At 60.0% G+C, this 18533-nt stretch carries 15 protein-coding genes; 9 read left to right on the top strand and 6 right to left on the bottom strand.

The genetic code is table 11. The annotated features are described in order from the left end of the window. Positions 1-7: 7 nt before the first annotated feature. The 3 genes from HRL51_RS11610 to HRL51_RS10245 form a co-directional block, all read right to left on the bottom strand. Positions 8-661 carry a hypothetical protein gene (locus HRL51_RS11610; RefSeq protein WP_218957634.1) on the bottom strand — a complete coding sequence of 218 codons (654 nt, stop codon included), beginning with the start codon at positions 659-661 and terminating at the stop codon, positions 8-10. Positions 662-1125: 464 nt separating this feature from the next. Next, on the bottom strand, positions 1126-2160 hold the full coding sequence (locus HRL51_RS10250; protein ID WP_172191648.1) for a CgeB family protein: 1035 nt from the start codon (positions 2158-2160) through the stop codon (positions 1126-1128). Positions 2161-3078: 918 nt separating this feature from the next. After that, positions 3079-3441 (bottom strand): hypothetical protein, encoded by a 363-nt coding sequence (locus tag HRL51_RS10245; protein WP_194256522.1) that lies wholly within the window; start codon positions 3439-3441, stop codon positions 3079-3081. Positions 3442-4124: 683 nt separating this feature from the next. Between HRL51_RS10245 and HRL51_RS10240 the strand changes: the two genes are divergently transcribed. From HRL51_RS10240 to HRL51_RS10230, 3 genes are all read left to right on the top strand, one after another. Beyond that, the gene (locus HRL51_RS10240) at positions 4125-5918 is read left to right on the top strand and encodes an ABC transporter ATP-binding protein (RefSeq protein ID WP_172191646.1); all 1794 of its coding nucleotides are present in this window, start codon (positions 4125-4127) and stop codon (positions 5916-5918) included. Continuing rightward, the gene (locus HRL51_RS10235; RefSeq protein ID WP_172191644.1) at positions 5915-6859 is read left to right on the top strand and encodes a glycosyltransferase family 2 protein; all 945 of its coding nucleotides are present in this window, start codon (positions 5915-5917) and stop codon (positions 6857-6859) included. The genes HRL51_RS10240 and HRL51_RS10235 overlap by 4 nt, the downstream gene beginning before the upstream one ends. Positions 6860-7480: 621 nt before the next feature. Next, positions 7481-8278, top strand: coding sequence for a glycosyltransferase family 4 protein (locus HRL51_RS10230; RefSeq protein ID WP_172191642.1), 798 nt, complete (start codon positions 7481-7483; stop codon positions 8276-8278). On the opposite strand, the gene HRL51_RS10225 is transcribed toward HRL51_RS10230, so the two are convergent. Both HRL51_RS10225 and HRL51_RS10220 read right to left on the bottom strand, forming a co-directional pair. After that, positions 8266-9228, bottom strand: coding sequence for a glycosyltransferase family 2 protein (locus tag HRL51_RS10225; RefSeq protein WP_172191640.1), 963 nt, complete (start codon positions 9226-9228; stop codon positions 8266-8268). The two genes, HRL51_RS10230 and HRL51_RS10225, sit on opposite strands and share 13 nt — an antisense overlap. Continuing rightward, positions 9225-10523, bottom strand: coding sequence for a rhamnosyltransferase WsaF family glycosyltransferase (locus tag HRL51_RS10220; RefSeq protein ID WP_172191638.1), 1299 nt, complete (start codon positions 10521-10523; stop codon positions 9225-9227). The genes HRL51_RS10225 and HRL51_RS10220 overlap by 4 nt, the downstream gene beginning before the upstream one ends. Before the next feature lie 119 nt (positions 10524-10642). Here HRL51_RS10220 and HRL51_RS10215 point away from each other — a divergent pair, with 119 nt between their 5' ends. The 4 genes from HRL51_RS10215 (at position 10643) to HRL51_RS10200 (ending at position 14207) form a co-directional block, all read left to right on the top strand. After that, a complete protein-coding gene (locus HRL51_RS10215; RefSeq protein ID WP_172191636.1) occupies positions 10643-11509 on the top strand; it encodes a nucleotidyltransferase family protein in 867 nt (288 codons plus the stop codon). Further along, positions 11506-11784, top strand: a complete 279-nt coding sequence (locus HRL51_RS10210) for a PqqD family protein (protein ID WP_172191634.1) — start codon at positions 11506-11508, stop codon at positions 11782-11784. The genes HRL51_RS10215 and HRL51_RS10210 overlap by 4 nt, the downstream gene beginning before the upstream one ends. Next, positions 11785-12438: an arsenate reductase/protein-tyrosine-phosphatase family protein gene (locus HRL51_RS12030; RefSeq protein ID WP_425321737.1), complete on the top strand. Its 654-nt coding sequence runs from the start codon at positions 11785-11787 to the stop codon at positions 12436-12438. Positions 12439-12500: 62 nt separating this feature from the next. After that, positions 12501-14207, top strand: a complete 1707-nt coding sequence (locus HRL51_RS10200; RefSeq protein ID WP_172119373.1) for a tyrosine-protein kinase domain-containing protein — start codon at positions 12501-12503, stop codon at positions 14205-14207. Between the two features lie 128 nt (positions 14208-14335). On the opposite strand, the gene HRL51_RS10195 is transcribed toward HRL51_RS10200, so the two are convergent. Continuing rightward, positions 14336-15508 carry an LCP family protein gene (locus HRL51_RS10195; protein ID WP_244960164.1) on the bottom strand — a complete coding sequence of 391 codons (1173 nt, stop codon included), beginning with the start codon at positions 15506-15508 and terminating at the stop codon, positions 14336-14338. A gap of 263 nt (positions 15509-15771) precedes the next feature. Here HRL51_RS10195 and HRL51_RS10190 point away from each other — a divergent pair, with 263 nt between their 5' ends. Together HRL51_RS10190 and gdhA are read left to right on the top strand one after the other, a co-directional pair. Continuing rightward, entirely contained in the window at positions 15772-16968 is a 1197-nt protein-coding gene (locus HRL51_RS10190) for a nucleoside/nucleotide kinase family protein (protein WP_218957633.1), read from the top strand. Between the two features lie 155 nt (positions 16969-17123). Then, the gene (gdhA, locus tag HRL51_RS10185) at positions 17124-18461 is read left to right on the top strand and encodes an NADP-specific glutamate dehydrogenase (protein ID WP_172119375.1); all 1338 of its coding nucleotides are present in this window, start codon (positions 17124-17126) and stop codon (positions 18459-18461) included. The last annotated feature ends 72 nt before the right edge of the window (positions 18462-18533 follow it).

Below are 18533 nucleotides of genomic sequence, written 5' to 3'. Positions count from 1 at the left end.
GCTCCTTCTAGGTGGTGGTCAGTGCGGCTGCGACGGCCTGTGCTGGCTCGGTCTGCGGAATCTCAGGGCGAGGGGTTGGTGCCCCGCCCCACGGCGACATGCTATATCTCTGGTGGAAGGCGTGGAGCCACTTGGGGGCCTTTGTACCCACGTTCACATTCTCCCTTGGGTGGTACCAGGCGGGGATCCCGCGGGCCGCCGCCTCCAGCACGCCGGTGGAGAACACGGACACCACCGGCTGGCCGGTCTCGAACAAGGGGGTGCCGGAGCGGTCAATCTCGATCCCTTGGCGCTCCCACAGGGCGTGGGTCAGCCGGGAGAGCTTGTCCTTCTCCGAGGGGTGTGGACGGTAGAGCGCCCCGGTCCGCTTGCAGAAGTCATGGCTGACACGGGTCATGAAGGCCCTGCCCAGCTCGATGCCGTGGAGCTGGCCGAGGAAGGTGGGACGGTCATCGAGGCCGGTTGAGGGGGCTGGCTCCTGAGCGGCTCGCCACAGCAGCTGGCTGCCGACGACCTCATAGCTCACGTCCGTGCGCCCAGAGATCCAGAAGTCAGCATCCTGCTGCGACCAGGCCAGGAGGTGGGCACCCGCGGGTAGTGGGGCCATGAAGGGGGTGAGGAGGCCGTGCTGGATGACGCAGAAGCGGATGCTGCGGCTCATGGCCCACTGGTAGGCCTGGGCGCCGAGCTCGAGAAAATGGCCCATAGCGAGAACTGAGCTGACACTATCAAGCAGTTCGCACTGCCTGAGTGACCAGGAGCGGTGGACCTTCCACTGATTGCCTAGCTCTGACAATCGCGAGAGGTGATTCTTATTGCACAGAACAGCAACGTCTGTTCCTCCTCGGTGCAACAGCTCTAACGGCTGCACGAGCGCAGCACGTTGTGACGGCGTTATTGCGTCAACTACCACAAGGACCTGCGGTGCGGAGCCTGCGATGGCAAGAACGCCGGCCTCATCTACGTTGACCTGGTCTGAAACGCGGTGGAGTCTACGACCGATTGCCTGCTTAGCTCCGCGCAGGCGGTGCTGGGCCTTCTCCCACTGGCTCCAGGATTCCAGGTCCATGGGGTGAAGGAGATGCCCCGCAGGAGCATCCTGTGGCATAAGGAAAGGCATGTTAGTTAACTCCACAGTGATTCGAGTACAGGGATCCGCGAAGCGAAGGTGTGTTCTGCGAGCGTACGTTGTCTCCCCGCATGACGGATCGCAGTACCCCAGCTCTTGTCAATGACGGCGCGACGTGCGAGCTCAATGAGTTCTTCAGCGGAGCTGAAGACGAGGAGCTCCTTACCTGGTTCGTACAGATCAGAGACGTCCTCCCGGTCGATCAGCTGGAGACCCCCGACACCACTGGCCTCGAAAGTACGCATGGTGAAGCCATCCTGGTCTTCGTGCACATTGATCGTGGCGGATGAGCCTGCCATAACAGCGTAGGCATCTGACCGCTCAAGGTCCCGGCTGGAAGGGATGGACGGGCGGTGCAGAGACCAGGTTCGGAGCAAGTCGACGGGGTGGCGTGACCAGTCTCGGCCATAGGCGCGGCTTGGAATTCCCTCCTGGACGAGACGGGTTAGCAGTTGCTCTCGGTCTCCGTACCGTGCGCCGATGAATGAGATTTCTGACGAGCTCTGAGGGGAGAAGCGGAGACTGTCATCAAAAGCTAGTGGTAGGTGGGCCACGGGAACATCTGTGCCGAGCTGGAGGGCGAGGATATGGGCATCCCGTACTGAGTAGGTGGCGATCGCTTGTCGTTGTGCTAGCTGTTCAGGGGGTGCAGTTCGCAGGGCCATGCGGTGCAACTCGTCGTAGAACCAGGTGACTGTTCTAGCGTGGTGCGCCTTGATGGCTTCCCAGAAGGCGTCGCCCAACAGATCTCCCTTGATGACCACCACCACATCCGGTCGAGTCTCGTGAACGGCTTGAGCCGCCCGTTCCGTGAGCCAGTTACCTAGCGGCTGCATATCGGTACTCCCGGATCCGAGTCGGTCGGGAAGCTCAAAGCGTAGTTTGTGGTGCGCCTTTCCAAGGAGCGTTCTTCGCTCATCATAGACATAGGTGTCGACGTCATAGCCCTTTTGCTGAAAGGCATGCGCAATGGCTCGCCAATAGGTACGGAATTGCGGGCTGACAAGAAGAAGGTGAGGAGTGGTGTTCATGTGGTCATCTCATAGGCTGCGAGCTCGTTCAGGGCCTTGTCCCACGTGTCGGAGGAAGTCTCCGGCTTGCCACACGAGGCGTGGATGAAGTCAGCGATGGCATCATCGCTATCCCATTGAGATCGGGGCGCCTGGTTGGGCGGACAGTGTCATGTTGGCACAGGCGTGATCGACGTTTCCGGTGCGTGTATACAACGACGTATTCCCGCGAGACCTGTCCCTGGGGACTGCCTGCTGCGGCTGCTTGTGCGAGTTTCGTGAGCGTGGTGTGCACTCCGGTTTTGCAATTGAGGATACCGGGGTGCACAGGAACTGGCGGGTTGCCCGCTGTCCAGACAATGAGGTGTGCAGGGGCAGAGGCGTGCATAGAATTACGGGCGGCTAAGCCGTCTCCATAGATCGTCAAACTGCGTCCCTCACGTAGGTGGGCTAGAGATATGGCCAAGATGTTGGTGCAGGCTTGTGAACCCCCTGCCCGGAACCGATGATACTTTCCGGTCTGATGACCGTCAGAGGAATTTCGGTCTGTCATCATCGCGGTCAGGAGCCGATCGTCCCCATCTTAGGATCAGGAACCGTTCGTCCTCTACCTGGTCTTACCGTCGACGCCGGTCCGAGCCAGGGGGTGCTCGCGTGTGAGGTACGGGGAAGCGCCTTGCTGTACACCGGCCAGCCTGCTCCTCATGCTCAGCACAGCTGTAGATCCTCTCCCCTCCCCGTACACGGCCCTGGAAGAGGGGAAGACAGGGGTGCATCTCCCCAGCGCAGTCTGGGCTGCATGTCGCGTGCCCCTGACATTGACCGAGCACTAGCGGTCAGTCTCGGACGGTGACTGAGCTGCTCCTGTCTCTATAGGGAGACGAAGCGCACAGTGTCGAGTTTAAGCATCTCCCTGGCACGTGGGTCGAGTTGGTAGAGTCAAAGAACGCAGGATGTCGTTGGCGCGTGCGGTGAAACGCCTCTGAGGTTGGTGACCTCGACCAGGGCGGTGGGGCTCCTTGAGCTGATCGATTTGACCAGACTGGTCATGGCCTTCGCCCTCGGCCGGCTACTGTCGTGGTAGGCCATCATCCTGGTCTGATAGACACCCGAGGTAGCCTCGACCTTGATGAGGTGACAGCCAGCGAACCGCTCCCCAAGACGTTGTTGTTGCTTGTCGGTGAGTAAACCGGCGCTGGTGGGGAGAGAATAGAGGTGATCCTGGTACCACTGCGCGAGGTAGGTCCGGGGTTGCTCGGTCAGCCGGGTCTTGAAGGCATGCTTCGAAGGTCCTTTGATCATCACCAACAAGAGACTCGGTCTGGTGCGCGTGGAGACAGAGATAAGGTGATGGTGACGTCTTGTCCCCGCGGTATGTGGCGCCACATGTGCTCGTCAGCTCTGATGCTCCGTACACCCTCCAGGCGGCCGGGCTGGTGAGTAAGGACGTACATGCCCTCAGCTAGGACGGTGTCCTTCGCGGTTTTCCAAGCCACGCCAGTGCATCGGCGATCCGTTGTTTGAGTGAGGTCCTCCCGTCAGACACGGCCGGTGCTCCTGGCAGTGGTGACGACGCAGCCGGACACGCAAAATAGTATGAGAAGCTCCACCCCACTGGCACATGCGCCAGTTCGCGCACTACCGTGTCGCGCGGCTGGCTATGACAACCACAGCAATGTCACCACTCAGCAGACTTGACCCAGCAACACATCAGGCTCGCCCCTCAAGGCTGAGACGCTGATCAATGATCCTCAGTGCGAGGTACTCCAACAGGCAGAACATGGTCAGATCAGCAGTCGCACAGCTACATTGGGCGTACCGGGGTCTGTTGGATGGAGAGCGTGAGAACTTCCATCATGAAGGGACCTCGCCCTGCCATGACCAACCCGCCACCACTACCGGCCTGCGTTCACGACCTTGAAGAGCATGTGAACTCATTAATCATCTGACCAAATCCTATGTATAACTTGAATGCTGGAGGTCCTGTGACCCGTTCAGAACAGATCCGAATCATCTTTCCACCGAAGGTTCGCAGGAAAGTCGTGCTCGCGATGGTCGGCACCGTGTTCGCTTCACTTCTTGACACGACAGCCGTCCTTGCAGTTGCACCGCTACTCCAGCTGCTTATGGGTGCCGCTCCTGCGGATATCACGGGGGCGGCTTTGATCGGGGCTGTATTCGGTGCGCGGCCAGCCTCCGAGATGATTGCGATGCTTGGAATCGTTGTCATCTCAGGATTTGTGATTCGGGATATATTCAATATATGGTTTCAATGGTGGAATCTCGGATTCGTGGCCAACGAGCAGGCTCGTACGTCTGTTCTGCTTATGGATGGTTACATGCATTCCCCCTACAGTGACCACGTCAAGCGGAGCACAGCTTCCTATTTGAATACACTCGGGCCGTCCGTAGGGCAGGTTTACTCTTATTTCATGTCGGGAGCGATCTCAGGAGCCAGCAGCCTCATCGTGGTGCTGGTGATCGTAGGAGCACTAGTCGCTGTCTCGCCAATACCGGCACTACTGTCCATCGCATATTTTGGAATAGTTGGAATTACGTATAACATCGTAATCAAACCGCGGTCTATCCGTGCGGGCAAAGAAAATCTCGCCGCATCTAAAGAGGGTTATGCCGCAGCATTCCATGCGCTCGGCGCATTCCGTGAGATTAAGCTGCGCGATGCGAGCGAATTTTTCCTCAAGGAATTTGAGCGCACTCAGTATAAAAGTGCTCGCGCGTCGCGAGCCGGTAACTTTTACGGGAGCATGCCGAAATTTCTTCTAGAAATGCTCTTTATCGTTGGGGTTGGAGTACTGACGTACTCTGTCATGCGAACATCTGGAGCGGGGGCTGCGCTCGCGTCAGTATCGGTATTCGTTGCCGCAGGGTTCCGTCTTCTTCCGGTGATCTCTTCCCTTCTTAATTCAATTAATCTCATTCGTCTGGGTACCCCGGGTTTGTCGAGCGTGGCTGACGACCTACAGAAGATGCAAGGTATTGCTCATGATGTCGATCGCGCCGGGCAACCGCTCGCTATTAGTAAGGAAATTAGTCTTGAAAATGTGACGTTTTCATACGGTGGCAGTGCTCCTGTAATCAAAAACGTCTCACTATCGATACCCGTAGGATCGACCGTGGCATTCGTGGGTGGATCTGGAGCGGGAAAATCAACGCTGGTTGATATTATTCTGGGACTGCAGGTACCCTCATCGGGTCGAGTCTCTGTTGATGGAGTAGACATATCTGAGCATATGCTCGCGTGGCGGCGAAACATCGCCATCGTCCCTCAGGACGTTTTCCTGCTAACGGGTTCCATCGCTCAAAATATTGTCTTTGACGCCGCTCCAGAGGAGGCAGGTGAAGAGCTGCTCGATAAGTCAGTCAAACTTGCGCAGCTAGATGATGTCGTACGCGCCTTACCTGATGGCATAGAGACCGATATCGGCGAAAGAGGAGCGAGGCTGTCGGGAGGACAGCGTCAACGGATCGGTATCGCACGCGCTCTTTATCGCGAGCCGAGCGTTCTGGTTCTTGACGAGGCTACTTCAGCGCTCGATAATGAGACCGAGCATCGTATGACAGAGATGATCAACGCATTGAAAGGTCGCTTGACGGTTATCGTGGTGGCTCATCGACTATCGACCATCAAGGATGCGGATCTCGTGGTCTATATGGTTGACGGAGAGATTAGAGCATCAGGTACATTTGAAGATCTTCAGAAGATGGATCCTGGATTTAGACGGCTTGTCGAGCTGGGATCTTTAACAACGACTTCATGAGTAATGAAATGCAGATCAGTATTATTATCCCATTTTATGGTGATCCGACACCCGTCCTCGAACTCATTAATCTGATCCAAGACGACGTCGGGGAAGTGGCTGAAATTATCGTATCCGACGACTGCTCCCCCCGTCCGTTTCCCCAGGTACGCGGGGTGCGGGTAGTACGTCGCCAGAAGAACTCCGGATTTGCTGCTGCAGTCAATGCGGGTGTGAAGGAGGCCAAAGGCGATCTTTTATTGGTCCTCAATTCTGACATTGAAATCGATCCCGGTTTTATCAAACGTTTGGTGGGTGCGGCTACGCCCTGGCTGCCGGCGGTTGTCAGTGTACCTGTATTGACAAAAGACGGCGCGCAGTCATGGTCAGGGAGAAAATTTCCGCGTACATCCCATTATGTAGTGGAATGGCTACTTCCTCTCGTTAGGATGAGGCATCATCGCTGGCTTCATGAGGCCGTTGGACATGACACGATGGCGGACGGATCCCGTGATGAGGTCGTTGACTGGGCCATGGGTGCCCTTCTCCTGATACCCACTTCTGTGTTTCGCTCCGTCCAGGGGCTGGACGAGGGGTTTTATATGTATTGTGAAGAAGTTGATTTCCAGCGGCGGCTGCGCAGGATAGGGATACCGTCTGTCATTCTGAAGGACCTTTTTGTGACACACGAAGGCGGGGGGTCTTCCCCGTCTCAACGGCGTCGAGGATGGTTGCTAGACGGCCGCCGTCGTTACGAGCGGAAGTGGCGGGGAGCGTTGGGCTTGAAGCGTTTTGAACGGCTAATGCTGGGGGCATCTGTCATAAACTTTGGATGGAATACCGCACGATTTATCGTAGGATCGCGTGTTGATCCACTGGAGACATGGCGGGAACAGAGAGAACTTATCCTGCGCCCCGAGCAATGGGTAGACCCGTCGAACCGTGCCGATGTCCCACAGTGAAACCGTGTGACCGTATCCTGTCGCCGTTTTCGTTATGGTGAGATTCAGGAAGTAGTGATGGACTCAGAGCAATTATAAACACTCTTGCAAGAGGGGGTGCCTGCAGTGCACGCATCTTGCGAAATAAGACGGTGTTCTGAGCTAGGCCTAGCATGGTGTGGGCCATCGGGAAGATTTCTCAAAACGTTGCGTACTGAATCACTTGGAGACTTTATGGAAACATTGGAATCAAAGACGGCGTTACTGATGCTATCTGGCGGTGTGCCTCAGCAACACGCTCAAAGTGCAGGACATCGTTTTGTTTCTGACCTTTGTCGGGCGCGCGAGACGTGGAGCCGCACGCTATACGTGACAACCTCTACTGAAGCGTCCCGTGCGGCGTGTGACGAGTTGGTGGCCGGAGTGAGCGTAGTGCTCGCAGATCAAGCGGCGTGGTCACGTCCTCTGCGTCCACTCGCTCCCGCAATCGCACGCGGAGAGAACCTGATAAGGCGGGTGGATCCGACGATCACTCCGATGGGACCGGCCCTGTGGCTGAGGAGTCACATAGGGAGAGCTGCGGTCAGTGGAGCGGATGTCATTGATCTTCAGTGGATGGAGTACATACGCACAGTTGATTTGATGAAGAGGATCAATCCTCGTGCGAGAGTCGTCGGCACGTTCCATGATGTGATGAGCCAGCTGTTCGCCCGCAAGGCAGATCAGGCTACGAAAGTGGAGCGGCTACGATGGGCGTCGAGGAACATCCTCACTTCCGTTCGAGAGCGGCACGTGCTGGATAGGCTTGATCGCGTGGTCACGCTCAATGAAAAGGATGCGGAGCTGCTCGAAGAGCTGGGTGCCTCTGGAGTAACGGTACTTAACCCGCCATTGTTGGCGACCCACTTTGAGCGGCGACCTCAGCCGACGCGAGTTGTCGTGGTAGGTTACTACGCGCGTGAAGTCAACGTCCAAGGAGTATCCTGGATGGTGAGAAAAGTTTGGCCGATAGTGCGCCAACATGTACCGCACGCAGAACTTTTACTAGTGGGATCTGATCCTCATGAGGCCTTAGGGGCGTTTAAATCCGTTCCAGGGGTTCGAGCTGTTGGTTTCGTTGAGGATCTCGACGAGATTTATGAATCCGCGGCCGTTGTCGCCGTACCTTTGCTGATGGGATCTGGCGTCAAGTTTAAGACGATTGAGGCAGTGGTCAGAGGCATACCAGTCGTATCAACCAGTATCGGGGCTGAAGGAGTGCCCGATTTGGCACCTGAATGGATCTGTGATGATGTGACAGGATTTGCTTCCCGAATTCTTGACATCATGCGCGATCCAACGTCTGCCGACAATCGGGCCAGGCGAGGTGCGTCTGCTGCGCGGAGTCGATATGGATGGGATAGGTTTATCGATGAGGTGCATACAATCTATGCACGGTGAGGTCTGTGAAGTCGAGCAGGTAACCTCAGAGTTGCGATCGCGGCATGCAGCCAAGCTGTTTTTTGTGGCCTACTGGTGCAGAGCCGACGTAGAAGCGGGGCGATCTCGCCTGCAGGTGCTCCCGCCAGCCGTAGCCGGATAGCGAGATGCCAAATCCTGTCGCGAATTTCGATCGTGTATTCAGGTCGCGCTGTCTCGACCTTGATTAAAATCTTGAGAAGGGAGCGAATAAAAGAAGGATTTTCTGAATCGAATTCCTTGTGGCCAAGTGATGTGCTGAGCTCGCGGAAGGTTACTAGACATTCATCGACACAGACGAATGGGTATCGTGCCGATAGTCGTAGCCACATGTCGAGATCCTCGAAAAAAAGATCTGGATCGTAACCGCCAACTTCTCGCAGGCAATTCGTGCGACACATAGCGGATGGTGCAGGAATGTAGGGGGACCTCAGTATCTGAGCAAAAACGTCGCCACTTCTTAAATCGGGCGACGGCCAGGTGTACTTCTCGCTGAAGCGATCGGTGAGCCGTTCGCCATATTCATCTTCGCGCCAGGCGTCTGAGTAAACGACAGCGTAACGGGAACCAGCCGAATTGAGTGTCTGCAGCTGCCGCTCGATTCTTTCGCTGAGCATATAGTCATCGGCTGAGATATAGGCGAACAAATCTGTTCGTGTAAGCTCAAGGGCCTCGTTAAGTCCAGCGCATAGGCCAGTATTAGTTTCGTGAGCGATGACTGTCGTGGGGACTGGAGAGGTGGTCGCGAAGTCTTGAGCGATCTTCGCGGAAGAATCAGATGAGCAGTCGTCGATAATTATTAAGCTGTGCGGCAAAACCGTCTGCCCAATAATTGAGCGGAGGCAAGTATCGATATACTTTTCATGATTGTAAGAAACGACAACAACAGTGACGTCGTCGCCACTGAGCGGAGGTTGCAGGACGGAAGTCATTTGATGAGTTTCCTCAGAACAGTCTGTGCGGGGGGGTTAAGTGTTTCATTCCACGAGGTAGGGATAGAGGTCCGGGAGGATAGTTGCTGCCTCTCCTCTGTTGTCAAGGCTGCCTGCCTGAGGATTGCGTCCCTCATGCTATCAATCGTAGGGTCTACTGTGTGAATCAATGGTGAGTAGCGACTCAAGTCGTTTTTACTCTGCCATGCTGTTGTCACAACAGGTATGCCGGCGGCGGCGAACTCGAGCGTTGGGTAATTGGGGTGGGGCGCCAGCATCGGGGAGACGCAGAGATCGCAGTTAGCGATGAAATTAAAGTACTGCTCTGGAGCCATTTTTCCGTGGTTGACGAGCAGTGATCCGTTTGGCATGCGAACACTAGGAATGGTGTCGTCTCCTGCGCAGTGGACTTCCCAGTCCGCCAGTTTTGGATCGTGTAATGCTGCGGCGATCGAGGCCAGGCCGGTCTCGAATAGATTTCTCTCGACGGAACGCCTAGCGTAAAAGAATATCCGCGGCTGATGGGGTTTTTGGTGGATAGAGACTGGGAGTTGCACGGCGGGCTCGAAAAACGAGGCGTCCGCCGCGTTGGCGAGACCTTGCGATAAAAAAAAGTCTTTCAAGACCGAGGAGTTGAAGAGCGGAATAAAATTATCTATGCGGTATGTCGAGAGCGCATTGAGATATGAGTCGCTGTTGGCGAAGAAAATTGGCTCGAAATCCTGGATAAGATAAACAAATGGGTGATTGAGGGGGAGTGACGCTACTGTGGCCGCATCTTGCCACGCGCTAACGACGATGATGTCGTCGGCGTGGAGTCGAAGTGTGCTTGAATGACGGTCTCGTAGATCTTGAGACTCAATACGACTCGTAGGGGTCTGGCTCCTCAGCGACGTGAACACCTCACGTACGGCGGCTGGTCTTGCTCCAGTGGTTTGAGCGACAATAAGGGGGCGATTGGATTGGGCTGCAATGGCGTCGGCTACACGAAAAAGCGTCGCCATACCTCCAAATGAGGCCGAGGTGTCGAGGCTGCCAAAGGTCAGTACAGCAGGTCCGCGTTCCGAGCTGACATCTTTGACGTTGAAGGGGCGCGTTAATCGGCTCAGATCCTGCAGAAAAGCCGCTGCGGTTGGCGGCCCGCCGTGACAGATAGTGTCGATTTTTTCGCTTAATCGAGTCTCGTGGTGCTGCAGCTGGGTATCTAGGCGTGCCATCTCTCGATCGAGGGCGCGAACCAATCGACGAGTGGCACGAAAACCGGTCGCGGTGACGCTTCGACGAATGTCCATCATCTACAGGCGCTCCTGTTCTCCTTGACTGGCCGACTAATCCAACTGGGTGCAGGCCACATGGGGTCGCTGAGTCGTAGACGTGCTGAACACGGCGTCATGCAGGCGCTAATGTTGGCTACGTGGATGAGACTCCAGCTCCTGATACCAAGCCTATAGCGATACCGATAGCTATGCGAGTTCACCTCGCCCATGCTGCGCTTCAGGTGGTCGGGGAGGAGACGCACTCTCGGGTACTTCACATCAAAGGCCCTGCGGTTGACCCGGGACTAGGCCGGTCGCGTATCCGGTCGACGGACGCGGACGTGCTGGTACGTCCCTCCCAGATCGAGGCCTATGTCCGGGGCCTTGTTGAGCACGGCTGGACGGCAGTGACCTCGTTCGAGTCCGGCTCCGCCTTTGAGCACGCGGCCACATACTTCCACCCTTCGTGGGGCTACGCTGACGTCCACCGTCTGTTCCCCGGGCTGACGGCGGCTGACGCCTTCGACGCCCTGTGGGAGGACCACAGAATGATGGAGATCGCGGGCGTGCCCTGCCCGACGCCGTCGTTGACCGCGCAACGGCTCATTCTGCTGCTCCACGTGGCGCGCAACGGCCGGACTGAGGACGCAGACTACCAGCGTGCGTGGGAGGAGCTGGATGCGGAGGGACGCCGGGAGCTCACCGGCCTGGCGGACCGCCTCGGGGCCCGGGTGGGACTGGCAGCCGCTCTTGGGCATCTTGATCAGTACGCCAATGACCCAAGCCATGATCTCTGGGCGGTGTTCTCTGGCGGTGACCACTCCCGCCTCGCTGAGTGGGAGGCTCGGCTGAAGGCTGCCCCCAGTAAGAGGGCAAGGCTCCGTCTGCTCGTGAGGGCCCTCCTGGTGAACACGGACCACCTGGCTCTCCGGCTCGCACGGCGCCCAACACGGGGCGAGATCATCCGGGAGTTCTTCGCGAGGATCGCACAGGCCCTTCGTGAGATGAGGAGGGCCGGGCGATGACCTACGTGCCCTGCCGGCGCGTGGCCCACATTGAGGACTGCGGGCCGGAACCCGTTGTCTACGTGGCTCACGTCCCTGACGGCTCACCGGTTGTCCTGGAAGGATCTGCGGCACTGATCTGGCAGGCGGCGGTAGGCCAGCCGCGTCCGGGTGATGCCATGGAGGTGACCCTCCGTGTCTCGGAGAAGGTAGGTATTCCTGCCGAGCAGATCCAGGGTGATGTCAGTGAGTTTCTGGCGCAGCTCATCGGGGATGGCTATCTGGAGGTTGTGTAGATGAGACACCGCAGCCTGGATGATTTCGGTGTCGGGAGACTGTTTGACACTGAGGATCAGGGTGTAGTGGCCCCGCCGCCGATGGGGGGCCTGGGTGCCCAGATCCTTTTCGTGTGCACCGCGAACATCTCCCGCAGCCCTTACGCAGAGCTGCTTACCCGACACCTCCTGGGGTCAGGGACGCCCTGGGCCGTTATGAGCGCTGGGGTGCCAGGCACGCGGGGACGTGCGATAGACCCGCAGATGAGCTCCCAGGCGCAGCGGCGGGGTGTGCCGGCGTCGTGGTGCGACTCCCATCGTTCGCAGCCGGTCAGCGCTGAGCTCCTGGCGCAGTCGTCCATCATCGTGACGATGACCAAGCAGCAGCGTGACGCGGTCCTTGACCTGGAGCCCGGGGCGCACCCACGTCTTTTCACGTGCCACCAGATTGTCGCGGCCGCGCGACTGGCGTCGGATTCCGTCGAGCGGCTTGAGCTCGGTGCAGGAATGGTTGACGTGCTACGTGCGCGTGTCCCGATCGCCTCCCGCCGCCATGACGTCCCGGACCCCTATCGACAGTCTTCGGACGTGGCTGACAAGGCGGCCGCCCACATTGACGTATGTGTGGGCACACTCATCAGTTTTCTCAGGTCTGTGCGTCACGCTGCTTGCTAACGTTGTCGTTAGCGCCCAGACAGGTGTGTCCCGTAATCGGCCCTCGAAGGACTGAGTGACCTGTGACAATCCAGGACTTCATGCGTCTGACTCGAGTCAACGCGCTCCTCATCGTCGTGTGCACCGTACTCGGTGGCGCTCTCGGCTTCGGATACGCCCAGGTGCAGCTGCGCACCTATGAGGCGACAACGAGCGCGTTGGTTGTTGTCGCGGGTACGGACGCCTTTACGGCGAACTCTGTCGCCCAGCAGAAGGCTGCCTCATTCGCCTCGCTCGTGGGGTCGCAGTCAGTTGCCGAGGCCACGGCGAAGAACCTCGGCGTCACCGGTCTGGGGGGCTCCTTGAGAGGGGCTGTGCAGTCGTCCTCTCCGATCATCACGATTACTGCCACGTCGAATGATGCTGTGCGTGCCCGTGATATTGCGAACGCCTCCGTGTCCGCGCTGGGCGCGGAGGTCACGAGGCTTGAGTCTCTCTCTGTGCCGGAGCCTTCCGGTGAGTCGTCCGAGCAGGCTCCCGGGGAGGCCGTACCGATGGCCCCGGTCACCGACCAGACCACGCAGACTCAGATCGTGGCTCTTGCTGAGGCCACCGTGCCTGGTGCTCCGGTGTACCCGAACATCCCCAAGATTACGCTCGCAGGGGCGCTTGGCGGGCTCATCCTGGGGTACATGATCGCTTTCCTCAAGCGCGCCCTGGATAACCGGGTTCGTCACAACTCTGACGTCGAGGAACTCACTGGGGCCTCGGTGCTGGCGGTCGTGCCTCGATCGAATGAGCTCAACAAGGACGGGCGTCGGCACGTTGATGGTCTGGGTGAGGCGGCTGAGGCGCTGCGTCACCTGCGCACCAACCTCCGTTTCCTTGACGTTGACAATCCTCCTCGGGCCATTGTGATGACCTCGGCCAATCCGGGAGAGGGTAAGTCCACCGTCTCCGCGGTGCTCGCGCAGATGCTAGCGGCATCAGGGCAACGCACTATCTTGGTGGACTGTGACCTGCGCAAGCCCGTGGTCCACAAGATCTTTGACCTTGATGGGTCTGTCGGCCTGACTCAGGTTCTGGCGGGGGACATGCAGATCTCACAGGTGGCGCAGAAGGTGCCTGACCAGCCTCATCTGCGCGTTATCACAGCAGGGCGTATCCCACCTAACCCCTCCGAGCTCCTGGGTTCCCAGCGAATGAAGGCGCTCCTTGACCGGTTGTCAGAGGAGGCGATCGTCATCCTCGATGCTCCACCGCTCCTTCCCGTGACCGACTCGGGGCTCCTGGCGGGCCTGGCTGACGGGGCCATCGTCGTCATGGAGGTTGGGGGGACGTACAAGGAGCAGGCGGGACTGTGTGCCAAGGTGCTGAGGCAGGTCGATGCCCGGTTGCTTGGCGTCGTGCTCAACCGCGCATCAAAGCGGCAGATCGGCAGTGCCTACTACGGCTACGGCTACGGCAACTACGGCCACAGTTACTACTACTACGGCAGTGACAAGGGCAAGATTCTCGGGATCTTCCCACGACGAAAGAAGCGTCGCAGCGCAGGGTTCGGCGAGATGGTGGTGGAGGAGCAGACGGATCTTCCTAGCGCACCGCTGTCCGTCCCTGACGGTGCGGCTGAGCCGGACTCTTCCGCCCGCCGGGCCTCGCGTCGTCACGCTGCCCACCCTGCTCAGGCTGACGAGGCCGAGGATGCTCTGCCTCCCCAGGTCCCGGTGACGCAGTGGGTTTCCGCCGATGCCCCCAACCGACCCACGCGACGTAGCTTGCGGAACCAGTAAGCACGGGAACCGGGGGTGAACCTCGTCAAGTGCAACGGAAGGCGGGATGTGCCTGAGCGGCTGGCTCAGGCACATCCCGCCTTCGCGTGTCCTACACGTCAGGTGACGAGCTGCCGAGGGACTGACAGCTAGCTCACTGAGGCCCCGAGCATGTTGAGCCTGTCAGCGTTCTTCGCGACGTAGTCCGTCAGCACATCCTCCTGGAAGGCCTGCGCAACCTCGGCCAGGGCCGGAAGGTCCAGGAGCACGATCGACTGGCCGTCCTCTGACATGCTCGTTCCTGTTACTGGCGCCTGGAAGAAGCTGACGTCATCGGCACGGACGTCCTTGAGCGAGGCTGCCAATGACGTGATCTGTGAGGCCGTCAGGGCCTTGTCAGTGGCCATCGTGTCCTTGATGGTGGACACGAGGCTGGCCAGCTTGGACGGGTTGGTCAAAGTGTTCTTGCTGATCGTCGCTTTGAGCATGGCTCGCATCCAGTTCTGTTGCCGCTTGATGCGGTCAAAGTCGCCGTTGGGCAGCGTGTAGCGCTCACGGGCGTATATCAGCGCCTGCTCGCCCGTGAGGGTATGAGTTCCTGGCTCAAGGACGTTGTTGGAGGTGGCGGCGTCCTGGATTCCTCGCAGGTCCAACGGCTGGGTCAGGGCGATCTCGACGCCGCCAAGATCGTCAGTCAGCTTCTTGAACGACTCGAAGTTGGTGATGGCGAAGTGATCGATGTGGATCCCTGTGTTGTTCTCAATGGTCTGGATGAGCAGGGTCGGGCCGCCCCAGGAGTAGGCGGCATTGATCTTCGCTCGTGACTCGTGGCTGACAACCTCGTTGGCGGGGATGGTGACCCAGGAGTCTCGCGGAATCGACATGACGTTGACGCTGCGACGGTCTCCGGCGATCTGTACGAGCATGATGGTGTCTGTGCGCTGGGCGCCGACCTCCCACTGTGCTGGGTCAGCGGTGTCAATTCGGGAGTCGGACCCGAGAACGAGGAAGGTCACGGGATCCTTGCTCGCGGTGGAGGTGGCATAAGGGGCGCGGGAGGGCAGCTGTGCGAATGGGTCTCCAAGGGAGCCGATTTCCCCCAGGGCGTTCCGGAGCCACAATGCTCCTCCGGCGAGCCCTGCCGTCATGACGAGGAACAGGACCAGGACCACCGTGAGGGCCTTGTGCCGCTTGTACCAGGCTGCCTTCTTACGTCTCCGGCGCCGTCGCGGAGGCTCCTCGTCAATCTTCTCCGGTGCCATCCCCTCAAAAAGATCCGTCACGGAGTCAAGGCCCTCCAGGTACTCCTCGCTTGTGGTCACGGGCACGGCCGGTCCAGTGGGAACGCGGCGACGGGACCTCCGACCGCTGCGGCCCGAGCGTGACTGGCTGGCGTTCGTGGAGTGATGACCCGCCATTCGACCACCTTTTTCGCCGAGGGGCGCTGTGCCCCGATGGAGATGTGGATCCCCTCCTGGTTCGCGCGTGCACCGGGAGGCACCCGGATGGGCGCGCAATGGCTCAACTGGGTGCGGCCACGCTACCATCGCCACTGGTTCCTATTCCCCTATGTCAGGTCCATGTTGTGCAGCTCCTCCTGCTAGGCAGACGCGTAGGCGTCGATACCAGCCGTGTCCCTCCAGCTGCCGTGCGCCGTCTTGAGCACGTGTGGCAGGACTGCCTGGCGGCTGACGACGGCGAGGCCCCGCAGGACGTTATTCGTCTCCTCCCGCCCGGGTGCTCTGACGAGGCCGGCGTGGAGGACCTCGTACTAGGTGATCTGGGCCTCGACCACACCTACACCGTCTCCCAGCACCTGACCGCCTACGCCATCCGTCACGCCGCCGGTGAGCTGCTGATGTTCCACGCGGCAGGGCTTGCGCCACTGCCTGTCCCCGCAGAGGAGGAGGGCGCCGTCCCGCTTGCCGTCGTCGGCATCATCGCCGCCTCGGGCACGGGCAAGACGACGTTCTGCAAGCGGCTGGTCGACGGCTTCGGCTACGTCACGGATGAGACCCTGGCGATCCGTCCCGGGGACCTGAGCGTTATCTCCTACCCCAAGCCGTTGTCCGTCGTCAACGAGGAGCCGGAGAAAGCGCTCGTCCTCGCTAGGCACAAGGCCGATCACGCGCCGGCGGAGCTCGGGCTGACGCCCGTCCGTCCGGACACGGCCTGCCGCCTCGCTGCCCTTGTCGTGGCTGAGCGGGTGGCTGAGGGAAACGAGCTGGTCCCGATCACCCTCGCTCAGGCGCTGGAGCTGGCCGTCGCCCAGAGCTCGTCCGTCTACCAGCTGGATGAGCCCCTTCGGGTGCTGAGCCGGTCGCTGACCTTGGCGGGAGGACCGTGGCTGCTGCGTTTCAGTGACCAGGCTGCGTGCGGGCAGATGCTTGTGGCCCTCGCGCAACAGAGCCAGGCCCATACGGTGCCCTGGAAGCATATTCCAGCTCCTCACCCTCCGGCGGATGGACCGCAGGAGGGCGGCTCGCTGGACGTCTGCAACCGCCCTGTCCTCGCCCCTGACGAGGTCCTGAGGCGTGCCTGCTGGGATGACGCCGTGGAGTCCGAGGGAAGTGTCATCTTGCTCTATGGCCGCACGCCGGTGACCCTGGGCGGCCCAGGCGCTGCGGTGTGGCTGGCGCTTGACGAGCCGATGAGTCTCGCGCAGGCGCATGACCGGGTTCTGTCGGTGATGGGTGACCATCCCGATTCATGGGCGCTCGTGGCGCAGGCAGCTCATCAGCTCGTCACCCAAGGGGTGCTTAAGGTCGGCGCTCGTCCGTGACCGACGTCGCCGGGCTCTGAGCGCGATATAGGCCATTGGCTGAGATGTTTCATCTCAGTTTCCGGCCGGGTGTGAGGATATGAGCGGCGCGGGAAGCCGCTCGCCCGACGACGTGCTCTCCCGGTGCCGCACACGCCGACCGAAGGAGTCCCACCATGCAGGACGTTGTCGAGAAGGTCTACGAGCAGGTCGTGGCCCGCAACCGTGGAGAGGCCGAGTTCCACCAGGCCGTCCGCGAGGTGCTGGAGTCGCTGGACCCCGTCATCGCCAAGCACCCCCACTACGCCGAGAACGCGATCCTGGAGCGCATCGTCGAGCCTGAGCGCCAGATCATGTTCCGCGTCCCGTGGGTCGACGACGCAGGTCAGGTCCACGTCAACCGCGGCTTCCGCATCGAGTTCAACTCCGCGCTGGGCCCCTACAAGGGCGGGCTGCGGTTCCACCCGTCGGTCAACGCCGGCATCATCAAGTTCCTGGGCTTTGAGCAGATCTTCAAGAACTCGCTGACCAACCAGGGCATCGGCGGAGGCAAGGGCGGAAGCGACTTCGACCCGCACGGCAGGTCCGACGCCGAGGTCATGCGCTTCTGCCAGTCCTTCATGACCGAGCTCTCTCGCCACATCGGCCCGAGCACGGACGTTCCCGCCGGCGACATCGGCGTGGGCGGCCGAGAGATCGGCTACATGTTCGGCCAGTACAAGCGCCTGCGTAACTCCTACGACGCCGGGGTCCTGACCGGCAAGGGCCTGGCCTGGGGCGGCTCCCTGGTGCGTACCGAGGCCACCGGCTACGGAACCGTGCTCTTTGCCCAGTCCATGCTCGCCACCAAGGGCGACTGTCTGGAGGGCAAGAAGGTCGCGGTCTCCGGCTCGGGCAACGTGGCGATCTACGCCATCGAGAAGGCCCAGCAGCTCGGCGCCACCCCGATCACCTTCTCTGACTCCTCCGGCTACGTCGTCGACGAGGCGGGCGTGGACCTTGACCTGCTCAAGCAGGTCAAGGAGGTTGAGCGCGGTCGCGTCTCGGACTACGTCTCGCGCCGCCCGGGCTCGCGCCTGGTCACCGAGGGACGTCCCTGGGACGTGCCGGTGGACGTCGCCCTGCCCTGTGCCACCCAGAACGAGCTCGACGGCGAGGACGCGGCCACCCTGCTGCGCGCAGGCTGCGCCGTCGTCGCGGAGGGAGCCAACATGCCCTCCACCCCGGAGGCGGTCGAGGCCTTCCTTGAGGCGGGCATCCTCTATGGACCCGGCAAGGCCGCGAACGCCGGTGGTGTGGCCACCTCTGCCCTCGAGATGGAGCAGAACGCCGGGCGCACCCGCTGGGACTTTGCCACCGCCGAGGAGAAGCTGACCGCCATCATGACTGACATCCACGACTCCTGCGTCGCGGCGGCCGAGGAGTACGGACGCCCGGGTGACTACGTGCTCGGTGCCAACGCCGCCGGCTTCACTCGCGTGGCCGACGTCATGATCGCCCACGGCATCGTCTGAGTGAGATAGCCGCCACCTGACCTCTCTGAACGGACCGGCCCCTGCCGGCACCGCTGGTCGCCCCCGCACGCG

Origin of the sequence: Actinomyces faecalis (genome assembly GCF_013184985.2) — a bacterium.
Taxonomy (GTDB): Bacteria; Actinomycetota; Actinomycetes; order Actinomycetales; family Actinomycetaceae; genus Actinomyces; species Actinomyces faecalis.
Note: the sequence above shows the minus strand (reverse complement) of the source record. Positions and strands in the feature narration are given on the sequence as shown.